24 protein-coding genes are annotated in these 25,599 nt (G+C 29.9%); all 24 read right to left on the reverse strand.

Going from position 1 to position 25,599, the window contains the following annotated elements; translation table 11 throughout:
• Positions 1-109 precede the first annotated feature (109 nt).
• Positions 110-2,185, reverse strand: a complete 2,076-nt coding sequence (locus tag ACJDT4_RS05805; protein WP_406786597.1) for a methyl-accepting chemotaxis protein — start codon at positions 2,183-2,185, stop codon at positions 110-112.
• 159 nt (positions 2,186-2,344) lie between these two features.
• A complete protein-coding gene (gene pnpS, locus ACJDT4_RS05810) occupies positions 2,345-4,045 on the reverse strand; it encodes a two-component system histidine kinase PnpS (RefSeq protein ID WP_406786598.1) in 1,701 nt (566 codons plus the stop codon).
• A 1-nt stretch (position 4,046) separates the two neighbouring features.
• The gene (locus ACJDT4_RS05815) at positions 4,047-4,745 is read right to left on the reverse strand and encodes a response regulator transcription factor (RefSeq protein WP_406786599.1); all 699 of its coding nucleotides are present in this window, start codon (positions 4,743-4,745) and stop codon (positions 4,047-4,049) included.
• A 17-nt stretch (positions 4,746-4,762) separates the two neighbouring features.
• Entirely contained in the window at positions 4,763-5,467 is a 705-nt protein-coding gene (pgeF, locus tag ACJDT4_RS05820; RefSeq protein ID WP_406786600.1) for a peptidoglycan editing factor PgeF, read from the reverse strand.
• A 165-nt stretch (positions 5,468-5,632) separates the two neighbouring features.
• On the reverse strand, positions 5,633-6,097 hold the full coding sequence (gene nrdR, locus ACJDT4_RS05825) for a transcriptional regulator NrdR (RefSeq protein ID WP_406786601.1): 465 nt from the start codon (positions 6,095-6,097) through the stop codon (positions 5,633-5,635).
• Positions 6,098-6,158: 61 nt separating this feature from the next.
• Entirely contained in the window at positions 6,159-6,410 is a 252-nt protein-coding gene (locus ACJDT4_RS05830; RefSeq protein WP_406786602.1) for a YlmC/YmxH family sporulation protein, read from the reverse strand.
• A 271-nt stretch (positions 6,411-6,681) separates the two neighbouring features.
• Entirely contained in the window at positions 6,682-7,455 is a 774-nt protein-coding gene (gene sigG / locus ACJDT4_RS05835; RefSeq protein WP_406786603.1) for an RNA polymerase sporulation sigma factor SigG, read from the reverse strand.
• A gap of 73 nt (positions 7,456-7,528) precedes the next feature.
• Entirely contained in the window at positions 7,529-8,236 is a 708-nt protein-coding gene (sigE, locus tag ACJDT4_RS05840; RefSeq protein ID WP_406786604.1) for an RNA polymerase sporulation sigma factor SigE, read from the reverse strand.
• Between the two features lie 13 nt (positions 8,237-8,249).
• Positions 8,250-9,050, reverse strand: coding sequence for a sigma-E processing peptidase SpoIIGA (gene spoIIGA, locus ACJDT4_RS05845; RefSeq protein WP_406786605.1), 801 nt, complete (start codon positions 9,048-9,050; stop codon positions 8,250-8,252).
• Between the two features lie 482 nt (positions 9,051-9,532).
• On the reverse strand, positions 9,533-10,651 hold the full coding sequence (gene ftsZ, locus ACJDT4_RS05850; RefSeq protein WP_406786606.1) for a cell division protein FtsZ: 1,119 nt from the start codon (positions 10,649-10,651) through the stop codon (positions 9,533-9,535).
• A gap of 16 nt (positions 10,652-10,667) precedes the next feature.
• On the reverse strand, positions 10,668-11,927 hold the full coding sequence (gene ftsA, locus ACJDT4_RS05855) for a cell division protein FtsA (RefSeq protein WP_406786607.1): 1,260 nt from the start codon (positions 11,925-11,927) through the stop codon (positions 10,668-10,670).
• Positions 11,928-12,215: 288 nt separating this feature from the next.
• Complete coding sequence (locus ACJDT4_RS05860) at positions 12,216-13,493, reverse strand: glycosyltransferase family 2 protein (protein WP_406786608.1); 1,278 nt, start codon at positions 13,491-13,493, stop codon at positions 12,216-12,218.
• 161 nt (positions 13,494-13,654) lie between these two features.
• Positions 13,655-14,713, reverse strand: coding sequence for a type IV pilus twitching motility protein PilT (locus ACJDT4_RS05865; protein WP_406786609.1), 1,059 nt, complete (start codon positions 14,711-14,713; stop codon positions 13,655-13,657).
• A gap of 154 nt (positions 14,714-14,867) precedes the next feature.
• Positions 14,868-15,581 carry an RNA polymerase sporulation sigma factor SigK gene (gene sigK / locus ACJDT4_RS05870; RefSeq protein ID WP_406786610.1) on the reverse strand — a complete coding sequence of 238 codons (714 nt, stop codon included), beginning with the start codon at positions 15,579-15,581 and terminating at the stop codon, positions 14,868-14,870.
• An 87-nt stretch (positions 15,582-15,668) separates the two neighbouring features.
• Entirely contained in the window at positions 15,669-17,282 is a 1,614-nt protein-coding gene (locus ACJDT4_RS05875; protein WP_406786611.1) for a penicillin-binding transpeptidase domain-containing protein, read from the reverse strand.
• A 63-nt stretch (positions 17,283-17,345) separates the two neighbouring features.
• On the reverse strand, positions 17,346-18,569 hold the full coding sequence (locus ACJDT4_RS05880) for a peptidase U32 family protein (RefSeq protein ID WP_406786612.1): 1,224 nt from the start codon (positions 18,567-18,569) through the stop codon (positions 17,346-17,348).
• Positions 18,570-18,573: 4 nt separating this feature from the next.
• Positions 18,574-19,212, reverse strand: a complete 639-nt coding sequence (locus ACJDT4_RS05885; protein WP_406786613.1) for an O-methyltransferase — start codon at positions 19,210-19,212, stop codon at positions 18,574-18,576.
• Positions 19,213-19,228: 16 nt separating this feature from the next.
• Positions 19,229-20,248, reverse strand: coding sequence for an endolytic transglycosylase MltG (gene mltG / locus ACJDT4_RS05890; RefSeq protein ID WP_406786614.1), 1,020 nt, complete (start codon positions 20,246-20,248; stop codon positions 19,229-19,231).
• Positions 20,249-20,275: 27 nt separating this feature from the next.
• Positions 20,276-22,096 (reverse strand): translational GTPase TypA, encoded by a 1,821-nt coding sequence (typA, locus tag ACJDT4_RS05895; protein ID WP_406786615.1) that lies wholly within the window; start codon positions 22,094-22,096, stop codon positions 20,276-20,278.
• Positions 22,097-22,230: 134 nt separating this feature from the next.
• Positions 22,231-23,877: a ribonuclease J gene (locus tag ACJDT4_RS05900; protein ID WP_406786757.1), complete on the reverse strand. Its 1,647-nt coding sequence runs from the start codon at positions 23,875-23,877 to the stop codon at positions 22,231-22,233.
• Between the two features lie 73 nt (positions 23,878-23,950).
• Positions 23,951-24,406, reverse strand: coding sequence for a Fur family transcriptional regulator (locus ACJDT4_RS05905; RefSeq protein ID WP_406786616.1), 456 nt, complete (start codon positions 24,404-24,406; stop codon positions 23,951-23,953).
• A gap of 37 nt (positions 24,407-24,443) precedes the next feature.
• Positions 24,444-24,707, reverse strand: coding sequence for a DUF1292 domain-containing protein (locus ACJDT4_RS05910; RefSeq protein WP_406786617.1), 264 nt, complete (start codon positions 24,705-24,707; stop codon positions 24,444-24,446).
• 53 nt (positions 24,708-24,760) lie between these two features.
• The gene (gene ruvX, locus ACJDT4_RS05915; RefSeq protein WP_406786618.1) at positions 24,761-25,183 is read right to left on the reverse strand and encodes a Holliday junction resolvase RuvX; all 423 of its coding nucleotides are present in this window, start codon (positions 25,181-25,183) and stop codon (positions 24,761-24,763) included.
• A 118-nt stretch (positions 25,184-25,301) separates the two neighbouring features.
• Positions 25,302-25,562, reverse strand: a complete 261-nt coding sequence (locus ACJDT4_RS05920) for an IreB family regulatory phosphoprotein (RefSeq protein WP_406786619.1) — start codon at positions 25,560-25,562, stop codon at positions 25,302-25,304.
• Positions 25,563-25,599 lie beyond the last annotated feature (37 nt).

Here is a 25,599-nt window from a genome sequence, read left to right on the forward strand (position 1 = left end):
TAAATCTCCCTTCAAAACTCAATAAATTTTATCTCTTAACTACAAGTAATATGATATCTTGTCAATGTTAATCGAATATTATACTAATGTTAAATAAATTTAACATTGCTTAAAATTTAAATTTATTTATGCCTATATTTAGCTTGACTATAACATTATCCATGCTTTCAAGTGAAATATCTACTTTGTTAATTAAAGAATATTGATTGCTTATTACATCTTCAATTTCATTGACAAGCATCATGAACTGTCCATAGGAATGGTTTATTTTATCGAATTTATCTCCAACAATTTGATTCTCATTGTTTACCACTTCAAGATTTGTATTTATAGACCTTATGCTGTCTGTGATTTTATTATTAAGCTTAAATATTTTTTCATAGTTATCAGCGGTATTTTTAGTTACATTTATTTCTCTGCTGCATAAATTATTAACAGATTGTATTTTTTCCCCTACCTCATTAACTTTAAGTTTAATTTTGTTTATTATTATTTCTACATTTTCCATCTGAAGCTCTATTCCACTGGATAATTCTCTTATTTCACCTGCAATTACGCTAAAGCTATTGCCTGAATTACCTAATCTTGCTGATTCAACAGCTGCGTTTATACCTAAAATATGAGTTTTTTCTGATATCTGATTTACAACATTAATAATGTATTTTATATCATCTATACTTTTTATTAATTCTTCAAAAGAATTTTGTACATCTTCCATACTCTTTTCTGAAACAGTACTCATTTCTATAAGTTCTTTAACATTTTTTATTCCATCATTATTGATTTCATTTATACCTTGAGCAGTATTAATCATTCCATCCGATAAAAGTTTTATACCTTCAACTTTAAGTTTTATGTTATTAAATGCTTCAAACCCCTTATCTAAATTATCAGATATGTTATTTGTATTTTCCGAAACAATTTTAATATCTTTATCTATTACTTTCATTTTACTTACTACCAGCTGCTGAGAATCCTTTACAGAGTCATTAATATGAACAATATCATCTGAAACATACTTTATATTTCCAACAAGCTGTTTTATATTTGATGTCATTTTATTAAAGGAACCTGTAAGTCTTCCTATTTCATCTAATCTCCCTATTTCGTTTTTTATATTAAAATTTCCATCAGCAATTTGATTAGTATTTTGTATAAGTACATTCATAGGTTTAAAAAGCCTAGCTATAATAAGATTAATTATTGGTATTACAATTAAAATTCCTATAAAAGTAATAATTGAAATTATAATTTCAAGCTTTTTAGGGGTGTTCTTTATTTCATTTTTATCATCAGTAAGTATTATTCCCAACTTAAGCTCCGGTATACTTTTTATATTTGCTATATATGTTTTATCCTTAAAATTATATTGAATAAAAGAAGAACTTTCTTTCAAAAAAAATTCTTTGGATAAAATCACTTTTTTTATCTCGTATATTTCATTTTTTTTATTTATGTAATACTTCTCCGGATGATACACTATGTTGTTTTTTGAATCAACAATACATACATAACCCTTTCCCATGTATTTAAAATTATCAAATCTTTTAGAAAAATAATCTATAAGCATAGTTTTACCAATAACACCAATTGTATTTCCATTTCCATCTTTTACAGGACTTACAAAGGTTATAACTGGTTTGCTGCTCATAACAGAAGTGTACACAGAGCTCACTTCGGACTTTCCATTAAGAGCATCTTTTACATAATCATAATGTGAATTATCATAGCCCTCATAATTACTATTCGTACATATAGTTGTTATACCATCCTTGCCTGTAAAAAATACATTTTCAGTATATTCCTTGTTCATGACACTTAAATTAAACTTATTTTTAATTAGATTTATATTGATACTTTCTTTACTTAAAATATCTTGTCTTGAAGTTTCATTCTCCTCTGCTGCAAATTTTTGAAGTTCTAAATCCTTTGACATGTTTTCAACGTCGCTTATCTGAACCTTCATCATGCTTTGAAAGTTATTTCTCATCTCAGAAGTAACTATACCGATATTGCTAGTACTCATGTCATAAATCTTATGATAAGTTAAATAGTATATTATTACGTTTGTTGTAAGCATTAGAATTATAATTGAAATTGAAATTGCCATCATTATTCTTAATGCAATTGAATCCTTCTTTAATTTTATTCGTTTTAAAGCGCCTTTTTCAGTTGAAACTTCCATACACAGTCTCCTTTTCTTAATAGAATTAAAAACTTATATTTTTAATTACCTAATGTAATTTTATTAAATCGGTGTTAAGGCTGTATAAGAAATTGTTATCTTTATGTTAAAAAAATAAAGAGGGTGTAATATCCTCTTTATTTTAATCATTATTCATATTTATCCTATTGGTAAAGTTACTATAAACTTACTTCCTCGATTAAGTTCGCTCTCAACTTTAATTGTACCCTTAAAATTCATAACTATATGCTTTACTATAGCTAAACCAAGCCCTGTTCCTCCTTTAGCTCTAGAACGTGCTTTATCAACTCTATAAAAGGTTTCAAAAAGTCTTGGTATATCCTTATTTGGTATGCCAGCGCCTGTATCTTCAACCCATATAATACAATTACCGTCCTCGTACTTACTTCCAATAAAAACCCTGTCGTTACTTTCACTATACTTTATAGCGTTATCCGCAAGATTAATAACAATTTGTTTAAATTTATCAATATCTCCTGTTATCATAGGTCCTTCTTCACACTTAGTTTCAATTTCAATATTTTTCTTTGCAGCAGTATCCTTAAGCAAATTATAAACTTCTTTAATACTCTCTTTTACATTAATTTTCTCCTTTTTCATCTCCGTATTTATTTCTATATCTGAGAGTACAAGTATATCACCTATAAGTCTTGTCAATCTATCTACTTCGCTGTCTATTATGTCTAAAAACTCATTTCTTTTTTTATCGTCATCAACATATCTTATAGTTTCTGCAAAGCCTTTTATTGAAGTAAGCGGAGTTTTAAGTTCATGAGAAACATTTGCTACAAACTGTGTTCTCATATTTTCAAGCTTCTTTATATCAGTAATATCTTGAAATACAGCTACAATGCCTATATATTCATATCCATTTATTATATCGGCAGTTTTAACCCTAAGAATTCTTTCTGTTGGCCATGTAATTTTAAGTTCCTTATATTTTTTTGACTTTTCTCTAAATATATTTTCAAGATCATAATTTCTTATATTATCTATAAGCTTTAGCCCTATTATGTTCTTCTTGAGTCCAAATATCCTTTCAGCATAAGGATTTATCATTATAACATTGTTTTTTCTATCTACTGCTATGACTCCACTATCCATACTTTCAAGAATAGCTTCAAGCTTATTTTGCTTTTCTACAGAATCCATAATAGTGCTTTGAAGTTTGTCTGCCATATGATTAAATGTCTTTCCTAAATGTCCTATTTCATCATTAGAAGACATTCTAACCCTTCCTTCAAGTTCTCCCTTAGCTATAGCAGAAGTTATAAACTCTAAATCCTTTATTGGCGCTGTAATTCTATTTGACAATTTAAACGATAAAAACATAGCAAAAATACCACTTAATGCAACAACGGCTATATAGTATTTTAAATAAACATGCTTAAAGCTGTTAACATAGGAAATTTGCATAGCACTTCTAACTATGCTTCCATCATCCCCCCTACAAGCATAATATATTATGTTCTTTTTTAAAGAATTACTATACCTTATACTATAACCTTCTCCGCTTTTTCTTGCTTCAATTACCTCTGCCCTTTTGTTATGGTTATCAAGCTTTTTATAGTCTATATCATTATCATATAATACTACTCCAGCTCTATTTATATATGTAATCCTAAAATCACAGTTTTTAAATTCTTTTTTCAGTATAGTAATTACATCTTTACTGTGCTTAAAACTCAATAAATTTGAAACTAAAATGCTGTTTCTTTTTAAATCCTGCTTTAAATTTTCCTCATATTCCTTGTTTACTATTTTCATAAACAAAACAGTTACAATAAAAAGAGTAAAAACAAGAACAACTATATTGTATAAAAATAATTTTTTTCTCATCCTACTCACCCTCAAAACTAAATCTATAACCTATTCCTCTTATAGTTTCTATATATTGAGGATTTTTGTCATCTTGCTCAATCTTTTGTCTCAAATGTCTTATATGAACATCAACTGTACGCGTTTCACCTATATATTCATATCCCCAAATTTTATCAAGGAGAAAATCTCTTGTCATGACTCTGCCCTTATTCTTTATTAAAACCTCAAGCAGTTCAAATTCTTTTAACGTAAGTTCTATTTTTTTACCATTTTTAATAATCTCATGCTTTTGAAAATCAATTAATATGTCACTAAACTTATAAACTTTATCATTATACTCTATTTTAGTTCTTCTTAAAACAGCTTTAACTCTCGCTACAAGCTCTCTTACAGAAAAAGGTTTTGTAATGTAGTCATCAGCTCCAAGTTCAAGTCCTAAAATTTTATCAAGTTCCTCACTTTTTGCTGTAATCATAATAACAGGCATATTTGATATATTATTATCACGTCTTATCTCCCTACATACATCGTATCCATCTAATTCTGGAAGCATGAGGTCAAGAAGTACAAGTTGAGGTAATTCACTCTTTGCCATTTTTATCCCATCAATTCCATTACTCGCACTTATTACCTTATAGCCATTCTTTTCGAGGTTAAAAGTGATAAGTTGAACTATATGTTCTTCATCATCTACAACTAAAATTTTTTCTCCAGCCATACTATATACCTCCAATTTTATTTAATAAAAATAAAAGAAAACATCCTCCCGGCCACACTTCCATCTCTCCTATAAGAATGAAATTTATATCGTTTGCTGCAGCTAGTGCATTGATTTAAGCTTTTAATATTCTTCACTTCAACATTTTGAAGCTGCTTTTCTATACACCTTTGTAAATTTAGCTTTCCATTTAAATATATTTTTTCATTCCTATATATTGGCACTTCACTAAACTTTTTGGCAACATCATATCCAAACTCGTAACAGCATACCATATTATGAGGTCCGATAACTGCACCTATTTTCTTAGTATCGCACCCAAATTCTTCTTTCATTTTAATTACTGTTTTTTCAACTATACAGCTTAATGTACCTTTCCAACCACTGTGAACTGCCGCAAAAATTTCTTTTTCTCTATCATATATTAAAATAGGAACACAGTCTGCAGTAAAAACCCCTACTGCTATATTTTTTTTATTTGAAATTATGGCATCGCCATCATGAACTTTTTCATCATACCTGTAAATAGAATCTCCATGTACTTGGTTTAAATAACCCACATTGTCCAAATCAAACCACCCTTTAAGGTTATTGATATTTTCTAAGCCCTCTTCACTCTTCAAATTAAAATTCAAATTATTTTTAGCAGTTGAAAAATACAAATGTATATTTTCATCTTCTATTTCTATAAATTCATAACTTCCTATATTTTTTATTCCCATAGATAATTATCCTCCCAATAACATATTAGCATATTTTATTTTTTTGTGTTAATCCAAACAACATTTTAACATAGTTAACAATATCTTAATATAATCATTTATTTAAAGTAAATAAACAAAAAAAATTGATAGGCTTTAATCTATCAATTTATATATTAAACAAAATTATTCTTCACATCTTTTATTAATCAAATTTGATAATTCTTTCATAAAAGTGTTTACATCCTTAAATTGCCTGTATACAGACGCAAACCTAACATAAGATATTTCATCAATATCTTTAAGTTTATCCATAACCATTTCTCCAATAAGATTTGATTTTACTTCTGTAAGCATTTGATTACTTATATTTTTTTCAATCTCAGAAGCTATATCTTCAATTTGTTTTCTTGAAACTGGTCTCTTTTCACAAGACTTTATTAGTCCATTAACTATTTTAGATTTATCAAAAAATTCTCTACTAGAATCCTTCTTTACAACTAATATTGGTATATCTTCAACTTTTTCATATGTAGTATACCTCTTAGAACATCCAAGGCATTCTCTTCTTCTTCTTATAGCCATATTATCTTCTGTTGATCTTGAGTCTATTACTTTACTTTCATCATATCCGCAAAATGGACATTTCAATACTTTCACGTCCTTTGTTATAAAACTTTAACATAATTATACACTTTATGTAACACACTATTCAATCCCTATTTTCAAATAAGTTGTCCCCATCTATAAGTATTACATCTACTCCTATAACTTTTATTTTGTTCCATTCTATCTCTATATCGTCGCTTTTTGAAAACCAATGCGAACTTTTAGAATTTGGAATTATTAAAGATAAAACTTTATAATTATCGGTATCTACCTTTAAATCCTTTATAAATCCAAGCTTTGTCCCAGTGTTTATATCTATAAGCTCCATTGATTTTAAATTGTTCAAAGAATGCATATAGCTCCCTCCAAAAAACTACTTTTATATATTATATGTACTCTAAATGTCTGTTAGAATTTAAAAACCTTAAATTCTAAGTTTATCCAATTAACATTTGATTTAGAATAAAGAGTACAAACAGAGTAAAAAGTACAGTGAAGGATGATTTAAGTAAGTGAAACAAAAGATAAATCCACCAGCACCATACTTTCTACTCTGTGTAAAAATTAAACCCTATTAAAAATATTTTAGCTAGTTTAAAGCCGGGAAGCATTTTCACTATATATTTTTAAACGTATTTTCTCATATGTTTGAGGGCCGTTTTCTCAAGCCTTGATACCTGAGCCTGGGAAATTCCTATTTCATCCGCAACTTCCATTTGAGTTCTGCCATCAAAAAAGCGCATATTAAGTATCATTTTCTCTCTACTACTCAATTTTTTCATAGCTTCTTTAATGGATATATCCTGAACCCAATTTTGATCGTGACTTTTATTATCACTTATTTGATCCATAACATATATTGCATCTCCATCATCATGGTATATTGGTTCATATAATGACATAGGTTCCTGTATAGCATCTAGTGCAAATATTACCTCTTCTCTTGGCACTTTAAGTTCTTTTGCAATTTGAGAGACAGTTGGTTCTTTATTATTTTTTGCTACAAATTTATCTCTTACCTGCAGAGCCCTATATGCAATATCCCTAAGAGATCTACTTACTCTTATTGAATTGTTATCTCTTAAATACCTTCTAATTTCACCTATAATCATAGGAACTGCATATGTTGAAAACTTTACATTTTGGCTCAAATCAAAATTATCTATTGATTTTATAAGCCCTATACATCCAACCTGAAATAAATCATCAGCATTTTCGCCCCTATTATTAAATCTTTGTATTACACTAAGTACTAATCTCAAATTTCCTTTAATAAACTTCTCTCTTGAACTTTCGTTGCCATTTCTCATGCTTATCAAAAGCTCCCTCATTTCTTTTTCCTTTAAAACTGGAAGTTTTGATGTATTAACTCCACATATTTCCACCTTATTTATAACCACTTTATATCAGCCCCTTTGGAATAATAGCATTAAAATTATTCCCTTTGAAAGCTGATTTTATACGAGAGACAAACTATAGCATTTTATTTATCTCTCGTTTTAAACGTTTAATTATTCTTTTCTCAAGTCTCGAAATATATGATTGGGAAATGCCTAGCATGTCCGCAACTTCTTTTTGTGTTTTTTCTCCAGACCCTGTAAGACCATATCTTAATTCAACTATCTCTTTTTCTCTATTGTTTAACTTTTGGAGAGCTACCACAAGAAGTTGTTTATCTACTTCATCTTCAATAAAATTATATACACAATCATTATCTGTGCCTAATATATCTGATAAAAGCAGTTCATTTCCATCCCAATCTACGTTTAAAGGTTCATAAAATGATATTTCTGATTTCACCTTACTGTTTCTCCTAAGGTACATAAGAATTTCGTTTTCTATACACCTTGATGCATATGTAGCTAATTTAATTTTTTTCTTTGGGTCAAATGTATTTACTGCTTTAATAAGCCCTATAGTACCTACAGATATTAAATCTTCAACTCCGACCCCAGTGTTTTCAAATTTTCTGGCAATATAAACTACAAGCCTTAAATTTCGTTCTATCAAAGTTGATCTTACACTTTCATCTCCCTCAATTAATTTATTTACTAAATCATCTTCTTCATCTTTTGATAATGGGGGAGGAAGAGCATCATTTCCACCTATATAATAAAGTTTACCTGAAAATAATTTTATTTTACTTATTAACCTATTTAATAATACTAATAATCGCCTCATAAAATCCCTCCATTCATATACATCCTCTAGGCAGAAGTGCTGTATATTCATTATATTCACTTAGTTTATTATCACTTAATGCTATAACCATATCTTTATTTTCTGCTTTATTTCCAACATATATTTTTATATAGGCTGGCTTAAAAGCTTCCAATCTTCCTATTTTACCATCAACAACCTTATACTTTATGTAACACTTATACCTATCATCCAAAATAATATTACCTAAGGATTTTCTTTCAATAACCATCACTGGAAGATTGCTTATAGGCTCTCTTAATTCATTTCCAGTGTCTAAAAAAGCTCTTATAGATTTCTCAGTGTTATTTATACCGATATCCACACGATATATTAAATTAAATACATCCTTTCTATCCTTAACAAAGGTAATAATTCTAAATATGAGCATATACAAAATCATTATTCCAACCATTAAATATCTGTAAGATATATTACTAAAATCAATATCAAAAATTTTAGCCTGGGACTGTGAAAAATTTAAAAACATACACACACCAGCTAAAGTCATTGAATAAATTATAAGTATAACTAACGCTCTTATATTAAATAATACATTTTTATTTCTAAAGGTAATGTAAATCATGATTTCAGCAGTAATAATTTTAAATATAATGCCTGAAAAAAATCTAATGCTAGGAAATATTAATGTGCAAACATACATACCTCCTATAGTGCCCGCTATAATAATATATCTAAATTTAACTTTCTTCATTAGTGTTTGAGATGTTATATAAAGTAAAAATGTGTTTACAATGGCATTTTCAATAATAAGTACATCAAGATATATAAGCAATGTTATCCACCCCTTTTATGATAATTATATTACTAACATCTTCAAAATTTTGTCATTTTGTATTAATTGAATAAGTTTTTTGATTTTTAATTTTTGATAATAATTTTTTTATAACGCTATATAATATCTTTTTTTATGAATAATTTATTCTAAATATGAAAAATGAAACAAAAATATCTGGTATTATACATCTAATATGCAGAATATATAATGAAACTACTGCGAAACTTAAACTATTTATGTTCCAAAACACAAATTTTCAAAGGATTATGGTACATAAATAGTTTGTAGCTCAGCTATTTTCACTATAGATAATTTGGAATATTAAAATTGTCACCGCCAAATTAATACCCTTACAGACCCAAATTGAAATGCTGATTTGTCATGATAAAATTATCTGAATTCTATTTTTTTAAATATCGTCTAGAATAACTAAAAAATCTTAATTTGCATAAAAAAAAAGCGCCTATAAAAGCACTTTTTTAAAATCTATTTTTATTATGCTGCCTTCTCAAAAAAGCAGGTATATCTAAATCATCCTTTTTTACAGTAAATGAACCCGTATTGTCCAAAGCACTAGCAGCTTCATCTTCTGGCTTATTAGATGATTGAATTATGTTTTCATCTTCATCCTTCTGAACTTCTTTATCATTTTCAAATCCTGTTGCTATTACTGTTATTCTTATTTCATCTTTTAAATTCTCATCTATTACAGCACCAAATATTATATTAGCATCTGGATCTGCTGCTTCTTGTACTACCTGTGCCGCTTCATTTATTTCAAGAAGACCAAGATCTGCTCCACCTGTAACATTAAGAAGAACACCAGTTGCTCCAACAATTGAAGTTTCCAAAAGAGGACTTGATATTGCCTGTTTAGCCGCATCAGCTGCTCTTGTATCTCCTGCACCTCTTCCAACGCCCATATGTGCAAGGCCTTTATCTATCATAACAGTCCTTACATCTGCAAAATCAAGATTTACAAGACCTGGAATAGTAATCAAATCTGAAATACCTTGAACACCCTGCTTCAAAATATCGTCTGCCAACCTAAACGCTTCAACAAGAGTTGTCTTCTTGTCTACAATGGCAAGCAACCTTTCATTAGGAATAGTTACAAGTGTATCTACACTTTCCTTCAAATTTTTAATTCCAGATTCCGCGTGAAGCATTCTTTTTCTTCCTTCAAACGGGAAAGGCTTTGTAACTACACCTACAGTTAAAATCCCCATAGATTTTGCTACCTCAGCAACAACCGGAGCCGCACCTGTTCCCGTACCGCCTCCCATACCTGCTGTTATAAATACCATATCTGCGCCCTTTATAGCTTGGGAAATTTCATCTTTACTTTCCTCAGCTGCCTTTTTGCCAATTTCCGGATTTGCTCCTGCACCTAGTCCTTTGGTAAGCTTATCACCTATCTGTATCTTTTGTGAAGCCTTAGAAAGAGCTAAAGCCTGCTTGTCCGTATTTATTGCAATAAATTCTACATTTTTAAGTCCCTCTACAATCATTCTGTTCACGGCATTATTTCCTCCACCACCGCAACCAATTACCTTTATCTGAGCAAATTGCTGAACATCAACATCAAAATCAAGCACAATAATACCTCCCTCATTAGAAAAGATCTGTAAAAAAATCCTTAACCTTTGAAAAAATATTTATATTTTCCTGGCTTTTTTTACTATTTTTATTCCATATACTTTTTATTTCATCTTCATTACTAAAATTTGAAAAATCATCATTTTCAATATTTACACTATTACATATATCATATGTAATACCTACTGCTCCTGCATACATAGGATTAGAAGCCCCTACATAATTAGGTGAACCTATTGCTACATTTTTACCTAAAATACTAGTACCAAGCTCATCTGCTCCTCTTATTAATGCTATACCACCACCAACTATTACGACATTTGATATTTCATTATAATATCCACTATCAACTATTTTCTTTTTTATAAACTCATATAATTCTTCTACTCTTGATTTTATTATTAATTTTAAAAACTTACAATCAACCTCTACAACTTGATTACCAGGTAATTTTACATTAACCTTTTCAGCATATCCAGAATTTCCACTTCTGATATCTGCAAATCTTAATTTTAACTTCTCTGCCTCATTAAATGGTATTTTCACTCCAATTGAAATATCATTAGTTATATTATTACCACCTAAAGGAATAAAGTCTTCATAACAAATATTATCATTTTTTATTATAGTTATGTCAATTGTTTCTGCTCCAACATCAATTAATGCACACCCAAGTTCTCTACTTTCTGTAGATAACACAACATTTGAAACAACTTTAGGTGCAAAGCAAATTCCTTTTACATTATATCCAGCTTTAGCTACACTTTTTATAAAATTATTTACAATAGCCGATTGGGCCGTAATAACGTGAACATCAGCCTCTAACCTCATCCCGCTCATTCCAATAGGATCTTTAATATTATCATATCCATCAACAATAAACTGCTGAGGTTCGACACCTATAATTTCATTATTAGACGGTACGGATATGAGTTTGGCAGACTCTAAGAGTCTTTCTACATCTTTACTTCTTATCTCTCTGTCATCTGATGAAACTGCAATTACAGCCTTATTATGTACTAATCCACATATGCTTCCAGGAAGTGATACGTAGACATTGTCTATTTTAATATCAATTATCATTTGTAGTTTTTCAATGCATTCTTTTATAGATTCAGCTGTTTTATCTATATTAACAACAATGGATTTCTTCAACCCTTTACAATCAGAAGAAGTTATTCCTAGTATTTCAAGTTCCCCTCTTTTTGCGATTTTTCCTGCTGCTGCACAAATTTTTGATGATCCTATGTCCAATCCTACAATGTAACTATCCATTTACTTCCCTCCCTCTATGAGAACTCACATGTAGGGGAATAATACTTAAAATTTAACATATCTTGTATAAAAATTCCCTTAAATATTAATTTGTTTCAATTTAATATTTAATTAATAATTAAAATTCTCCACATTAAATTATATTCAACATAAATACAAATTTTCCTTTAATAATTTTAATAAAAATATAACTTCGCTTAAATGTACACATAGTTATAGTATATACAAAAAATAAGAGATATACAAGATATCCCCTCTACTTTTAGCATGATTTATGAAAAAATATTTCTAATTAACCTTTTCTAATTCAGATATATCCATACTTCTTGTATGAGCTGTGTGACTCCATTTTTTATCATTCTTATTAATAATTCCAATTAATGCAATGGGCGCCCATGTCAATAAATAAATAGGATAAAATATTACATAGCATAATAATATTTTTAAACTTAATTTTTTATCTATAAAAATTACTAAAGGTGTGTATATATATTGAGCTACAGCAACAATAGCAGCACAAATCTTAAGCAAATTAAAATCCATATATAATCCTATTGAATTAATTTTATATATAAAATCAGAAATTTGTGATAATAATTGTGAAAAACTTAATATTCCAGCCACTCCAAAAAGAACTGTAATTATAGGCTGAATTGTATAAATTGCACAATCAAAGGCTGTAAAGCTCCTTTTTAAAACAGCCCTCTTCATAAGCTTAAAGAAATATCGGCTGTAAACATCTGCAAAACCTTGCATCCATCGTTTTCTTTGATTCCAAGATTGTTTTAATTTTAATGGCTTTTCATCATACACAATAGCATCATGTGCCCAACCAACCTTATAACCATTTAATATAAGCTTGCAAGTGAACTCTAGATCTTCTGTAAGACAAGTTGCACCCCATCCAAGCTTTTTTAACACATCTACATCTATACATAGACCTGTTCCCCCCAATTGAGCAGAAAGCCCTATGTTAGCCTTCGCCAATTGAATCATTCTATCAGTAGACCAAAAAGCTATTGAGTAGCTTCCAGTAATCCATGAATCAACAGGATTTTTACTGTCAAGATATCCTTGAACAACCTTATAGCCCTCGCATAATTTTTTATTCATTTCATTAAGAAAGTTCTTAGATGCTAAATTATCTGCATCAAATATTATGACAGCATCATACTTTTTCTCCATCTTGAATATTTTGTCAAACATCCACTCTAACGCATAACCCTTACCACGTTTGTCTTTACTTTTTCTTTCATATACAATGGCACCCTTTTCCTTAGCTTTCATCGTTGTACTATCATTAGAATTGTCAGAAATAACATATATATCATATAATTCCTTAGGATAATCTAACCTGTTAAGACTATCAACCATTTCACCGATTACAGCTTCCTCATTGTGGGCTGCAACTATAATTGCAAATTTTTTTTCTGGGTTAAACTTTTTACTATCTTTTTTTCTATAAAGCCCGAAAAAAGATATAAGCAAATAATACATTGCAATAATTAAAACTGTATATGTAAATACGCGTAAAATTACATGCATTATGCTATTTACTATATTCACTATGTACCCCCCCTAATCAAAAATATTTTAGCACAAATAAATGTTAAATACTATAGTTTTGACTATTTTATCTCAATTTATTGGAAATACAAGCTTAAAAAGCTCCGAATAGTCAGAGCTTTTATCTTTAATGCATATCATAATTTATACTTTAGAAAATTCTATAAGACTAACATTTTTGTCATAAACTCTCTATCAACACATGAAGCTATAGCAACATCATATGAAATAATTCCGTGCTTATATAGTTCTTCAATAGACATATCCATCGTTTTCATGCCATATTTTGAGCCTGTTTGAACTAATGACTGAATTTGATGAGTTTTTCCTTCTCTTATAAGGTTTTGTATTCCAGGTGTAGCCATCATTATTTCAAGTGCAGCAACTCTTCCCTTTCCATCTTTTCTTGAAAGAAGCTGTTGAGATACAATTCCCTGTAAAACTCCAGAAAGTTGAATTCTTATCTGCTGCTGTTGATGATCTGGGAATACATCTACAATTCTATCTATTGTTTTTGCAGCTCCTATAGTATGAAGTGTAGAAAGCACTAAGTGACCTGTTTCTGCTGCAGTAATAGCTGTAGATATAGTTTCAAGATCCCTCATCTCACCAATTAATATAACATCTGGATCTTCTCTTAATATAGATTTCAAAGCATCCTTATAGGATGTACAATCCTTTCCTATTTCTCTTTGATTTATTATACTCTTATTGTGTTTATGTACATATTCTATTGGATCTTCTAAAGTAATAATATGTTCAGATCTAGTACAATTTATTTCATTAATCATAGACGCAAGGGTTGTACTTTTTCCAGAACCTGTTGGTCCTGTTACAAGTATAAGCCCTCTTTTATTTTCTAATAAATCTTTTATAACCATAGGAAAATTAAGTTCTTTAAGTGATGGAATTTTAAGTTCAACAACTCTTATAGCTATTGCATCACTGCCTCTTTGTCTATATACGTTAACTCTAAAACGTCCAACTCCAGAAATTGAATACGACTTATCGTACTCTCCTACCTTTAAATATTTTTCATAGTCATCGCCTAATATCTTCTTAGCATATTTACTACTGTCCTCTGGTAAAATTGTTTCTTCCTTATTTAAAATATTCAATCCTCCATTTATTCTTAAAACAGGTGGTAACCCAACTGTAATGTGCAAATCAGAAGCTTTCTTTTCTACAGTTAATTTCAATAATTCATTAAGTGTCTTCAACGCTATTCCTCCCTAAGTATATAATATAATTCCTTACTTTTATATGGGGTATCTTTATTTATATCAGTTTTAACTGTAATTATACTACATTTTAATTCCAATTAAAATAGAAAGATTTATTCCTTTGTATTTTAGAATTCACTTTATATATAAGTTATTTATTATATTTTATAGTGTTATTATCAAGCTGCTTGCATAGTTTTTTTAATGCCCTTTTCTCTATTCGTGATACATAAGATCTTGAAATTCCTAAAATCTTAGCAATTTCTCTTTGATTTTTAGGCTTTCCATCTCCAAGCCCATATCGCATTTTTATTATAATTTTTTCTCTTCCTTTAAGTGAATTTTCAATTTCTATATATAGTTTGCTTATCTGTATTCTGTTTTCAACAATTTCGATAACTGAATCCTCATCACTACTTAATATATCCATAAGAGATATTTCATTGCCTTCTTTGTCAACACCTATTGGATCTTGAAGATATACTTCATTTTTAATTTTTTTATTGTTCCTTATAAGCATTAATATCTCATTTTCAATACATCTTGCAGCATAGGTAGCAAGCCTTGTTCCCTTTAAGCTATTATAGGAATCTATTGCTTTTATTAGTCCTATGGTACCTATTGATATTAAATCATCAACTTCTTTTCCATAATATGAGTACTTCTTCACAATATGTGCAACCAACCTTAAATTTCTTTCAATAAGTACACTTTTTGCTTGAGGATTACCTTCTTCTAATTGCTTGATATACTCCTTTTCTTCACTTTCTGTAAGAGGTTTAGGAAATGACGTTCCGTTCCCAATATATGCTGTAAAAAATGACATACCGCCCATTATATTTAATAAATAATATATTGATAACAAAGGTTTTCCTCCTAATAGTGCTTATTAATATATTATTTAAACAGCTTGTATAATGTTCCTAAAAAACAAATATTTTTTGAGTAACTTTTAGTTGTTACTATTAAGTGCTTCAACTATTTTTTTAAATATAGGCGCCGTTGTAGTAGCTGCACTCATATTTTTATCTATTTCAGGTGCAAATATAATTGCTGAATAATTAATACCCTTAGCATTAAAAAATCCTGCAAACCAAGAGTCTACATTTTTAATAGTTTTATCTTTGTTTTCTCCTCTTTGTGCTGTTCCTGTTTTTCCACCAATACATGGATTAGGAGTGTACGCAAGTAGTCCTGTTCCGTGTTTATCTGTAATAACTTGTTTAAAAAGCTCCAGCATTATGTTAGCTGTATTTTCACTTATAACTCTATTACTATATATTTTTTCTTTTTCTACCTTGCCAGTATTTCCATCAACATATGAATCAACAATATGTGGTTTAACATATATCCCCTTATTAACTACAGTATTAGGAATAGATAGTGCTCCTAATGGGGTTATTCTAAGGCTTTGGCCATATGATAGTAAACTTAAATTTCCTGTATTATTAGAATCCATATTATCCATTGAACCACTACTTTCTCCATCTATATTTAGTACTTTATCAAACAATCCTTGCTTTTTAGCAGTATTATATATGTTATAAAAACCAGTTTTTTGTCCTATGTTTATAAAAACATCATTAGAAGAAACTACAAATGCTTGTTTTGGAGTACAGTAATCATAAACTTTTTCTTCACTATATTTTCCCGTATCTTTTATAGGTTTATCTAAATCAATACTTTTGTTTTCAATAGCAGCCTCCTCAACTATAGCCTTAAATATGGAACCTGGATAATAAACTCCCTTTAGTCCTAAATTTATATTAGCATCGTACAAATCCTTTTGGCTAATTGCTCTTATAGCTCCATTTTCACTTTCCATTACAATTGCACAAACCTGTTTAAGGTCACTACTGCTTAATATGCTTTGAACTTTATCATTTATAGTTTTATCTATAGTAAGTTTAACTTTAGAAAGATTTTTACTGTTAATTTCAGTTGAAGAAACAGTATTTCCATTATTATCGTTTTTAAATACCTTTTCTGGGTAGGCATTGTTTTTAAACTTATCATATATTAATTTTTCAATTGAATTATTTGCTTTAAATTTTTTATTATTTTTATCCTTAGGATTAGTTAATATATTGTATATATCCGCTGCTTTACTTCTATCTATTTTATTAACATAGTAGGTATATATACCATTTACATCCTTAAACTTTTTAAGATTATTGTAAAGTGCCTCATCTATTTTCCAATATAGCTTATTGGTTGAGTCTTCTATGGATATTTCACTTAAATCATAATTTTTATTATAATTTTTTAAGATATAATTTAATGCAGTTAATTCTCTTATATTTGTATCACTATTGTTCCTACTAAAAATATATGGATTTACTACAACATAGTATTCTTTGTTAAACGATAAAAGATTATTTCCATTGCAATCTACGACATCATAATTTGCATCAGAAATTTTTTCAAAAGATGACATTTGTGCTGCATAATTCACCTGCAAAGCTTTATTGCTGCTCATAATAAAATATAACCTGTATATTAAAAAAGAAAAAGCGACAATAAGCACAGCAAATATGGATATGCATCTAATTTTTGATTTATACATAAAAACACCTCACCTAGTCTAAATTTTTGACTAAAATGAGGTATTTTATTCAAAAGTAATCTCTTACTTTTCCTTTTCCTTAATTAACATATTACCTTTACTTAAAACTTCGTCACACTTTATTGTGTATATCATTTGTGCTACAGGTGCACTCTCTATTTTTTCGCCCTTTTCATTTTTCATATCCTCTAGCTTTATTTGGAAGTTATCTCCCTTAGGTCTTAAAACTTCTACTGTATCACCAGAATAAACTTTATTCTTCTGTTCAATAACGGCAACTTTAGAAGCCTCATCATAATCTTTTACTATTCCAACTATATCAAAATCTCTTATATATGATGAAGATCCATAATACTGCCTATTATCCTCTCCATAATAAAATCCTGTGCAGTATCCTCTATGACTTGGTTTTAATAAGTAATCCATCCATTTAGAATCAAATTTATATTGAGAAGGATTTTCAAAATACTTATCTAAAGCCTCTCTATATGCTTTTACCACAGATGCAACATAATAAGCACTCTTCATTCTTCCTTCGATTTTAAGTGAGTTTATTCCAGACTCAACCAAGTCCGGAATATGCTCAATCATGCATAGATCCTTTGAATTCATTATATATGTTCCTTTATCATCTTCCATTATTGGAAAGTACTGTCCAGGTCTTTTTTCTTCAACAAGAGCATATTTATATCTGCAAGGTTGAGCGCACTGTCCTCTATTCGAATCTCTTCCTGTCATATAATTAGATAAAAGGCATCTTCCTGAATAAGAAATACACATAGAACCATGAACAAAAGCCTCAATTTCACAAGTTTCCGGAAGATTTCTTCTAATTTCTTTTATTTCCTCAAGAGACATTTCTCTTGCAAGAACTATTCTTTTAACTCCTTGTTTATGCCAAAATAAAGCTGATTTCCAATTTACATTATTAGCTTGAGTACTTAAATGCAGCTCTAAATCTGGGACAACCTCTCTCGCAGTCATTATTATTCCAGGATCAGAAACTAAAACTGCATCAGCCTTTAAATTATACAATTCTTTTAAGTAGTCTTCTAATCCAATTAAGTCTTCATTATGAGGAAAAACATTTAAAGTTACATACACCTTTTTTCCTAGGGAATGTGCAAAATCAATTCCCTGCTTCAATTCATTAGGGCCAAAATTATCTGCAAAAGCCCTTAAATTAAGTTTACTTCCACCAAGATAAACAGCATCTGCCCCATATTCAATGGCAGCTTTTAATTTTTCTAGATTTCCAGCTGGTGCTAATATTTCAGGTTTATTCACAATCTTACCTCCTTGTTGTAACTGCAATTCCATCTCCCATTGGAATCACAGAAGTAATCAAATTTTTATCATTCGAAACCATGTCAAGATAGCTTTTCATTCTTTTAACTATGGTGATTTTTCTTCTTTGTAATAATTCTCTATTTGCCACCATGCCTCTAAATAGTACATTATCTGCTATTACAATTCCATCCTTTTTAAGCATTCTAAGACATTCATTAAAAAAGTCTTCATAATGACCTTTACCAGCATCTATAAATATAATATCATATTCATCCTTAAGTCCTTTGAGGGATTCCATACAATCTCCTAATATAACATTTATTCTTTTGTCCATTCCATATTTATGTATATTTTGGAGTGCTATATTTACCATTTCTTCGCTTCTATCTATAGACGTTATATGAGCCTCTGAATTAGTAGCCATTAAAATCGCAGAATACCCTATAGCAGTTCCAAGCTCAAGTATTTTAAGTGGCCTTTTTATTGTTACCATTAATTGAAGAAACTTAGCAGTTTCTTTTTGAACTATTGGCACATTATTATCTTTTGCATATTGCTCTAATTCCTTAAGAAATCCTTGCTCTTCAGGAATCAATTTTCTTATATAATTTTCAATGTAATCATACATTATTTTGCTCATTAGAATTCCTCCAAAACTAAAATCCCTGAGTTTTTTGTTTCATCTTTAAAAATTCACTATAATTCCTTGTAAAAAAATGTGTTCCATCATTCTTAGCTACAAAATAAATATAATCTGTATTTTCTGGTTTAATTGCTGCAACTATTGAATTCTTACCTGGCGAACATATAGGTCCCTCGGGCATGCCATTTACTAGATAAGTATTATAGTTGGATTTTACTTTAAGATCATTATATGTCAGCTTATCCTTATGATATCCAAGTGCATACTCTACCGTTGCACAAGATTGGAGCTTCATATTAAGCTTTATTCTATTATAAAAAACCGATGAGATTACCGCTCTTTCTTTCTGAACCTCTGCTTCACGCTCTATAATTGAAGCCATAGTTATTATCTTATCAATGTCATCTATTTTACCATCAGACTCCTTTTTTAGTTCAGTAAATACTGAATTAAATCTTTGGAGCATAGTATCTATTATAGCTTTTCCCTCTGCATTCTTTTTAAATTCATAAGTATCCGGGAAAAGATAACCTTCAAGTTTATACTTTCTTTTACTATCATTCTTAATATAACTAGGAATATTATATTCCTCGCAAGCCTTCAAGAAATTACTACTTGATATTATTCCTTTTTTTTCTAAGGTGCTTGCTATCTGCGTTATTTCAAATCCCTCTGGTATTGTTACTTTAATATATGTATCATCAAAAGTTCCATTGTTCATATCACTTACAAGAGAATTTATGGTTTCTCCAGCTTTTATTGAATAAAATCCCGGTTTAATTTCACCGGGAAATTTTTTATATTTCACATATGCCTTAAGTAAAAACTTATTTTTAATCAAATCATTCTTGCCTAGTCTATCTATTATTTTATATAAATTATCATCTTTTTTTACTTCAAATCTATATTTATTATTCACTTTAAATGGATTTTCTATTGTCCTACTTATATATAATACCCCAATTAAAATAATAAGCAAAGAACAAATCAAAATAGAAATTTTTCTTTTAGCAAATAATTTTTTAATCTCCATAGACCCATTCCCCTTAATTATGGTTCTCTATTTTCCTCTGTTTTTTCTTCTAAGGTTAGTATCAAGTATTTTCTTTCTCATTCTAATACTCTTTGGTGTAACCTCTACCAATTCATCAGATGCTATAAATTCAAGACACTTTTCCAAAGTCATTTCAGTTATTGGAACTAATTTTAATGCATCATCTGCTCCTGATGATCTAGTATTTGAAAGATGTTTTTTCTTACAAACATTAACTTCTAAATCTTCAGCTCTCGCGCATTCTCCAATGACCATTCCTTGGTAAACATCTACTCCTGCACCAATAAATAACTTTCCTCTTTCTTGAGCACTGTATAATCCATAAACAACAGAAGTTCCTGTTTCAAATACAACTATTGATCCTCTAGATCTTTCAGGTATATCTCCCTTATATGGCTCATAATCCTCAAGTACTGAGTTCATTATTCCATTTCCTTTAGTATCAGTCATCAATTCATTTTTGAAACCAATAAGTCCTCTTGAAGGAATTTTAAACTCTAATCTTGTATAACCATTAATTGCTGAAGTCATATTTACAAGTTCAGCTTTTCTAGGTCCAAGCTTTTCCATAACTACACCCATAAATTCTTCAGGTACATCTATTGTTAATGCCTCTATTGGTTCTAATTTCTTTCCATTTTCTTCTTTATAAATTACCATAGGCTTTGATACTTGAAATTCATAGCCTTCTCTTCTCATAGTTTCAATTAAAACTGAAAGATGAAGCTCTCCTCTTCCACTTACCTTAAATCTATCAGGTGAGTCCGTTTCTTCAACTTTTAAGCTTACATTAGTTTCGAGCTCTTTCAAAAGTCTATCTCTTAAATGTCTTGATGTAACAAAATCCCCTTCTCTTCCTGCAAAAGGAGAGTCATTTACAATAAAGTACATGCTTAATGTAGGTTCATCTATCTCAACGAAAGGAATTGCCTCTGGATCTGAAGCATCAGCAATAGTTTCGCCTATATTAACATCTGGTATACCTGCAACAACTGCGATATCACCAAGTTTAACCTCATCAGCATCAACTCTTTTTAATCCATCATAAGTAAATAAAGATGAAATTCTAACATTTTCTTTCTCTCCATCTTTTCTAATAAGAACAGCTGATTCATTCTTCTTAATAGATCCTCTTTCAACTCTACCTATGGCTATTCTTCCAACATATTCATTTGAATCAATTGTGGAAACAAGCATTTGGAATGGAGCATCTAAATATCCTTCTGGTGCTTTTACATTCTTAATAATAGTTTCAAATACTGGTTCCATAGAGTTGCTTTCATCCTCAAGTTCATACTTAGCAATTCCAGCTTTAGCTGAAGAATATACTATTGGGAATTCTAACTGCTCATCATTTGCACCTAATTCAACAAATAAATCAAATACTAAATCCACAACTTCTTGAGGTCTGGCATTTGGTTTATCGATTTTATTAATAACAACAATTGGCTTTAATCCAAGCTCCAATGCTTTTTTTAATACGAATTTTGTCTGTGGCATAGGACCTTCAAAAGCGTCAACTAATAAAAGTACACTATCAACCATTTTAAGAACACGCTCAACTTCTCCACCAAAATCAGCATGGCCTGGAGTATCAACTATATTTATTTTAATTCCTTTATGCATTACAGACGTATTTTTAGAAAGTATTGTTATGCCTCTCTCCTTTTCCAAATCATTTGAGTCCATAACTCTTTCCTGTACTTTTTCATTACTTCTAAATATATTACTTTGTTTCAATAACGCATCTACAAGAGTTGTTTTACCGTGGTCAACGTGCGCAATTATTGCAACATTCCTTATATCTTCTCTGGTAAACTTTTCCATTCTTTTTCCTCCATATATTGTAAAATATTAGCTTTAAATATCATAAAAATAAATTGGATACTTAATCGTACCCAATTTATTTTAATATTACTATCCTAAAATGTCAAATTGATAATATTATTTAACTCAAAGGGTTATATTTCCATTATTATAGGTAGTATCATTGGTTTCCTCTTTGTTTTCTCATATAGGAATCCTCTTAAAACTTCCTTAATATTTGACTTAATAGCAGCCCATTCCTTAATGTGGTTATCTTCGCACTCTTTAAGTGCATTCTTTACAAGTTCTCTTGCTTCATCCATTAAAACTTCAGATTCTCTTACATAAACAAATCCTCTCGAAATAATATCTGGTCCAGCAATAACACTTCCACTTTCTTTTTCTATGGTAACCACAACAGTTAGTATTCCATCCTGAGATAAATGTTTTCTATCTCTTAAAACAATATTACCAACATCTCCAACACCAAGTCCATCTACAAAAACTTGCCCTGAAATTACTGTGCCACTTTTCTTTATACCGTCTCTTGCTACTTCTATAACGTCTCCATTGTCTGAAAGCACAATATTTTGCCTTGGCATACCCAAGCTTACTGCAAGTTCTGCATGCTGTTTCAAATGTCTATATTCGCCATGAACAGGCACAAAGAACCTTGGCTTTAAAAGAGTGTGCATCATTTTTAATTCTTCCTGACATGCATGGCCAGAAACATGTACATCTGCAAGTCCTTCATAAATAACATCTGCACCTTTTTTGAAAAGTTGATTTATAACTCTTGAAACTAGCTTTTCATTTCCTGGAATAGGATTTGCAGATATAATTACAGTATCACCTTCTTGAATGGTTATCTTTTTATGTTCTGAAGCTGCCATTCTTGAAAGTGCTGACATAGGCTCTCCTTGACTTCCTGTTGTTATAATTACAATCTTATCATTTGGATATCTGTTTATTGCATCAACTCCTATAACAACACCATCATTAACTTTGAGATATCCAAGCTCTATAGCAACTGCCACAATATTTTCCATACTTCTTCCTGAAACAGCAACTTTTCTGTCATACTTTTCGGCTGCTTCAACTATTTGCTGTATTCTATGAATGTTTGAAGCAAATGTGGCAATAATAAGCCTACCTTTAGTCTTTGCAAATATATTATTAAATGTTTCTCCTACCGTACGTTCAGTCCTCGTATATCCTGGTCTTTCAACATTTGTGCTGTCACACAGCATTGCGAGTACTCCTTTTTTGCCAAGTTCCGCAAAACGGGCAAAATCAGCGACACATCCATCTATAGGAGTATAGTCGATTTTAAAATCCCCGGTGTGAAGAATAACCCCCATTGGCGTATGAATAGCTATAGCTACAGAATCAGCAATACTATGGCTTTGTCTTATAAATTCAACAGACATGCTATCAAGCTTAACTATATCTCTTGCCTTAACGATTTTTAAATCTACACTACCGAGCAAATTATGTTCCTTAAGTTTTGATTCAACTATTCCTATAGTAAGCTTTGTACCATATACTGGAACATTCAAATCTTTTAACACATATGGAAGCGCACCTATATGGTCCTCATGGCCATGTGTTAAAAATATTCCTTTAACCTTTTCTGCATTTTTAATTAAATAACTGACATCTGGTATTACAATATCTATACCAAACATCTCTTCATCTGGGAATTTAAGGCCGCAATCTATAACAGCTATCTCATTCTTGTATTCAATAACCGTTAAATTCTTACCTATCTCATTTACACCACCAAGGGGAATTATTTTTATTTTATCTTTTTCTCTTCGCGTGGTTCTCCCCTCCTTTTTTTATATTTTATATCAACTATAAATTATTTGAAATTTACAGCTTCTTTCTACAATCACTGCATAAACCATAAAATTTAACGCTGTGGTTTTTAACAAGGAAGTCATATTGTTTTTCAACTTTTTCTTCTAAACTCTCTAACAAATCTCCTTGAACCTCCATTACTTTACCACAATTAGTACAAATTAAATGGTGGTGTTGATGAATCTCACTTCCATGAACTAATTCATATCTACTGCATCCGTCATTTAGCTCAAGTTTAGAAACAACTCCTATTTCTTCTAGAAGCTGTATAGTTCTATAAACAGTTGCAAGACCAATTTCCGGACACTCAACCTTAACTAGATCATATAATTCCTCAACTGTAAGGTGTTTACCTTCACTTTTTATTATTATATCTAAAACCGCTCTCCTTTGTGGAGTTAGTTTATAGCCTTTATCTTTAAGATTACTTTTAAGCTTTTCGATATCTTCCTGAGACATCATACTCATTCTTATCACCCATTTCAAAAAGTTAAATCAACATATATTATTCTGAATCTCCAGAAAATAAAGACTCATATGCCTCTGATACAATTCTAAATTCTTCGTCATCTTCAACAGTAAACAAAATATCATCATCATTTTCATCTTTACCTATTTTAAGTATTATAGCTTCTGAATCTTCAGGTGCATTTTCAGGTATAACAATTACATACTCATTTTCTTCAATATCCATTTTAGTTACGACTTCAAATGTATTTTCTTTTCCATCTTCATCTAAAAGGGTTATTTTATCTACATCATTTTCCATATAATTAAATCCTCCAGTATTATATTATATTTTAGATTTCAAATAACATTTTGTCAAACTTTACTTTTGTATATGCTGTCTAAATAACCTTGCAAAATATATGTAGCTGCAACCTTATCAACTATTTTTTTTCTCTTAGCTCTAGATAAGTCAGCCTCAAGCATAGCTCTATGAGCAGCAACCGTTGTAAGCCTCTCATCCCACATTTGTATTGGAAGCTTAATAACTTCCTTTATTATTTCACAGAATGCTAATACCTTTTCGCTTTGTGGCCCTACGGTTCCATTCATATTTTTAGGAAGACCACATATTATAGTATCAACACCATATTGATCGCAAATCTTTTTCAATTCTTCAATATCGTATTTTTCATTTTTTCTTCTTATTGTTCCTATGCCTTGGGCCGTAAAACCAAGCGGATCACTTATTGCCATACCTATGGTTCTATCTCCAACATCTATTCCTAGTATCCTCATTTAATAACTCCTTACATATATAATAAAATGTTAGGTAATAAAAATTTTCCTGACATCTTCAATGCATTTTTAATAGTTTGCTGCAGTCATAAAACAAAAATGCCCCAAAGGGGCACTTTTATTTAACATCAAGATAAGATTTCAAAACTTCTTCTAGTATTTCATCTCTCTCTAATTTTCTAACTAAAGCACGTGCACCATTGTAGTTAGTTATGTAAGTAGGGTCACCGGATATTAGATATCCAACCAATTGGTCTACCGGATTATATCCTTTTTCTTTTAATGCTTTATATACTTCACTTAAAATTGCTTTTGTTAAGTCCTTTTTATTTTTTAGTACATCAAATTCTATTGTATCGTCATTATTTATATTCCCCATTTTACATATTCACCCCTTTTTATTTAGTAGTAAATTT

The sequence above is a fragment of the Clostridium neuense genome (assembly GCF_045310695.1).
In the GTDB taxonomy this organism is placed as follows: Bacteria; Bacillota; Clostridia; order Clostridiales; family Clostridiaceae; genus Clostridium_S; species Clostridium_S neuense.

What these genes read in the sequence shown, in the direction of transcription:
- ACJDT4_RS05905 (WP_406786616.1), bottom strand. Translation starts at nt 24,406, where the DNA reads ATGAGTATGATGTCTCAGGAAGATATCGAAAAGCTTAAAAGTAATCTT.
- ACJDT4_RS05830 (WP_406786602.1), bottom strand. Translation starts at nt 6,410, where the DNA reads ATGCATTCTTTGAACAATTTAAAATCAATGGAGCTTATAGATATAAAC.
- pnpS (WP_406786598.1), bottom strand. Translation starts at nt 4,045, where the DNA reads ATGAGAAAAAAATTATTTTTATACAATATAGTTGTTCTTGTTTTTACT.
- ACJDT4_RS05920 (WP_406786619.1), bottom strand. Translation starts at nt 25,562, where the DNA reads ATGGGGAATATAAATAATGACGATACAATAGAATTTGATGTACTAAAA.
- typA (WP_406786615.1), bottom strand. Translation starts at nt 22,096, where the DNA reads ATGGAAAAGTTTACCAGAGAAGATATAAGGAATGTTGCAATAATTGCG.
- ruvX (WP_406786618.1), bottom strand. Translation starts at nt 25,183, where the DNA reads ATGAGGATACTAGGAATAGATGTTGGAGATAGAACCATAGGTATGGCA.
- mltG (WP_406786614.1), bottom strand. Translation starts at nt 20,248, where the DNA reads ATGGAGATTAAAAAATTATTTGCTAAAAGAAAAATTTCTATTTTGATT.
- ACJDT4_RS05815 (WP_406786599.1), bottom strand. Translation starts at nt 4,745, where the DNA reads ATGGCTGGAGAAAAAATTTTAGTTGTAGATGATGAAGAACATATAGTT.
- ACJDT4_RS05805 (WP_406786597.1), bottom strand. Translation starts at nt 2,185, where the DNA reads ATGGAAGTTTCAACTGAAAAAGGCGCTTTAAAACGAATAAAATTAAAG.
- ACJDT4_RS05910 (WP_406786617.1), bottom strand. Translation starts at nt 24,707, where the DNA reads ATGGAAAATGATGTAGATAAAATAACCCTTTTAGATGAAGATGGAAAA.
- ACJDT4_RS05875 (WP_406786611.1), bottom strand. Translation starts at nt 17,282, where the DNA reads ATGTATAAATCAAAAATTAGATGCATATCCATATTTGCTGTGCTTATT.
- sigE (WP_406786604.1), bottom strand. Translation starts at nt 8,236, where the DNA reads ATGAGGCGATTATTAGTATTATTAAATAGGTTAATAAGTAAAATAAAA.
- pgeF (WP_406786600.1), bottom strand. Translation starts at nt 5,467, where the DNA reads ATGGGAATAAAAAATATAGGAAGTTATGAATTTATAGAAATAGAAGAT.
- ACJDT4_RS05885 (WP_406786613.1), bottom strand. Translation starts at nt 19,212, where the DNA reads ATGAGCAAAATAATGTATGATTACATTGAAAATTATATAAGAAAATTG.
- ftsA (WP_406786607.1), bottom strand. Translation starts at nt 11,927, where the DNA reads ATGGATAGTTACATTGTAGGATTGGACATAGGATCATCAAAAATTTGT.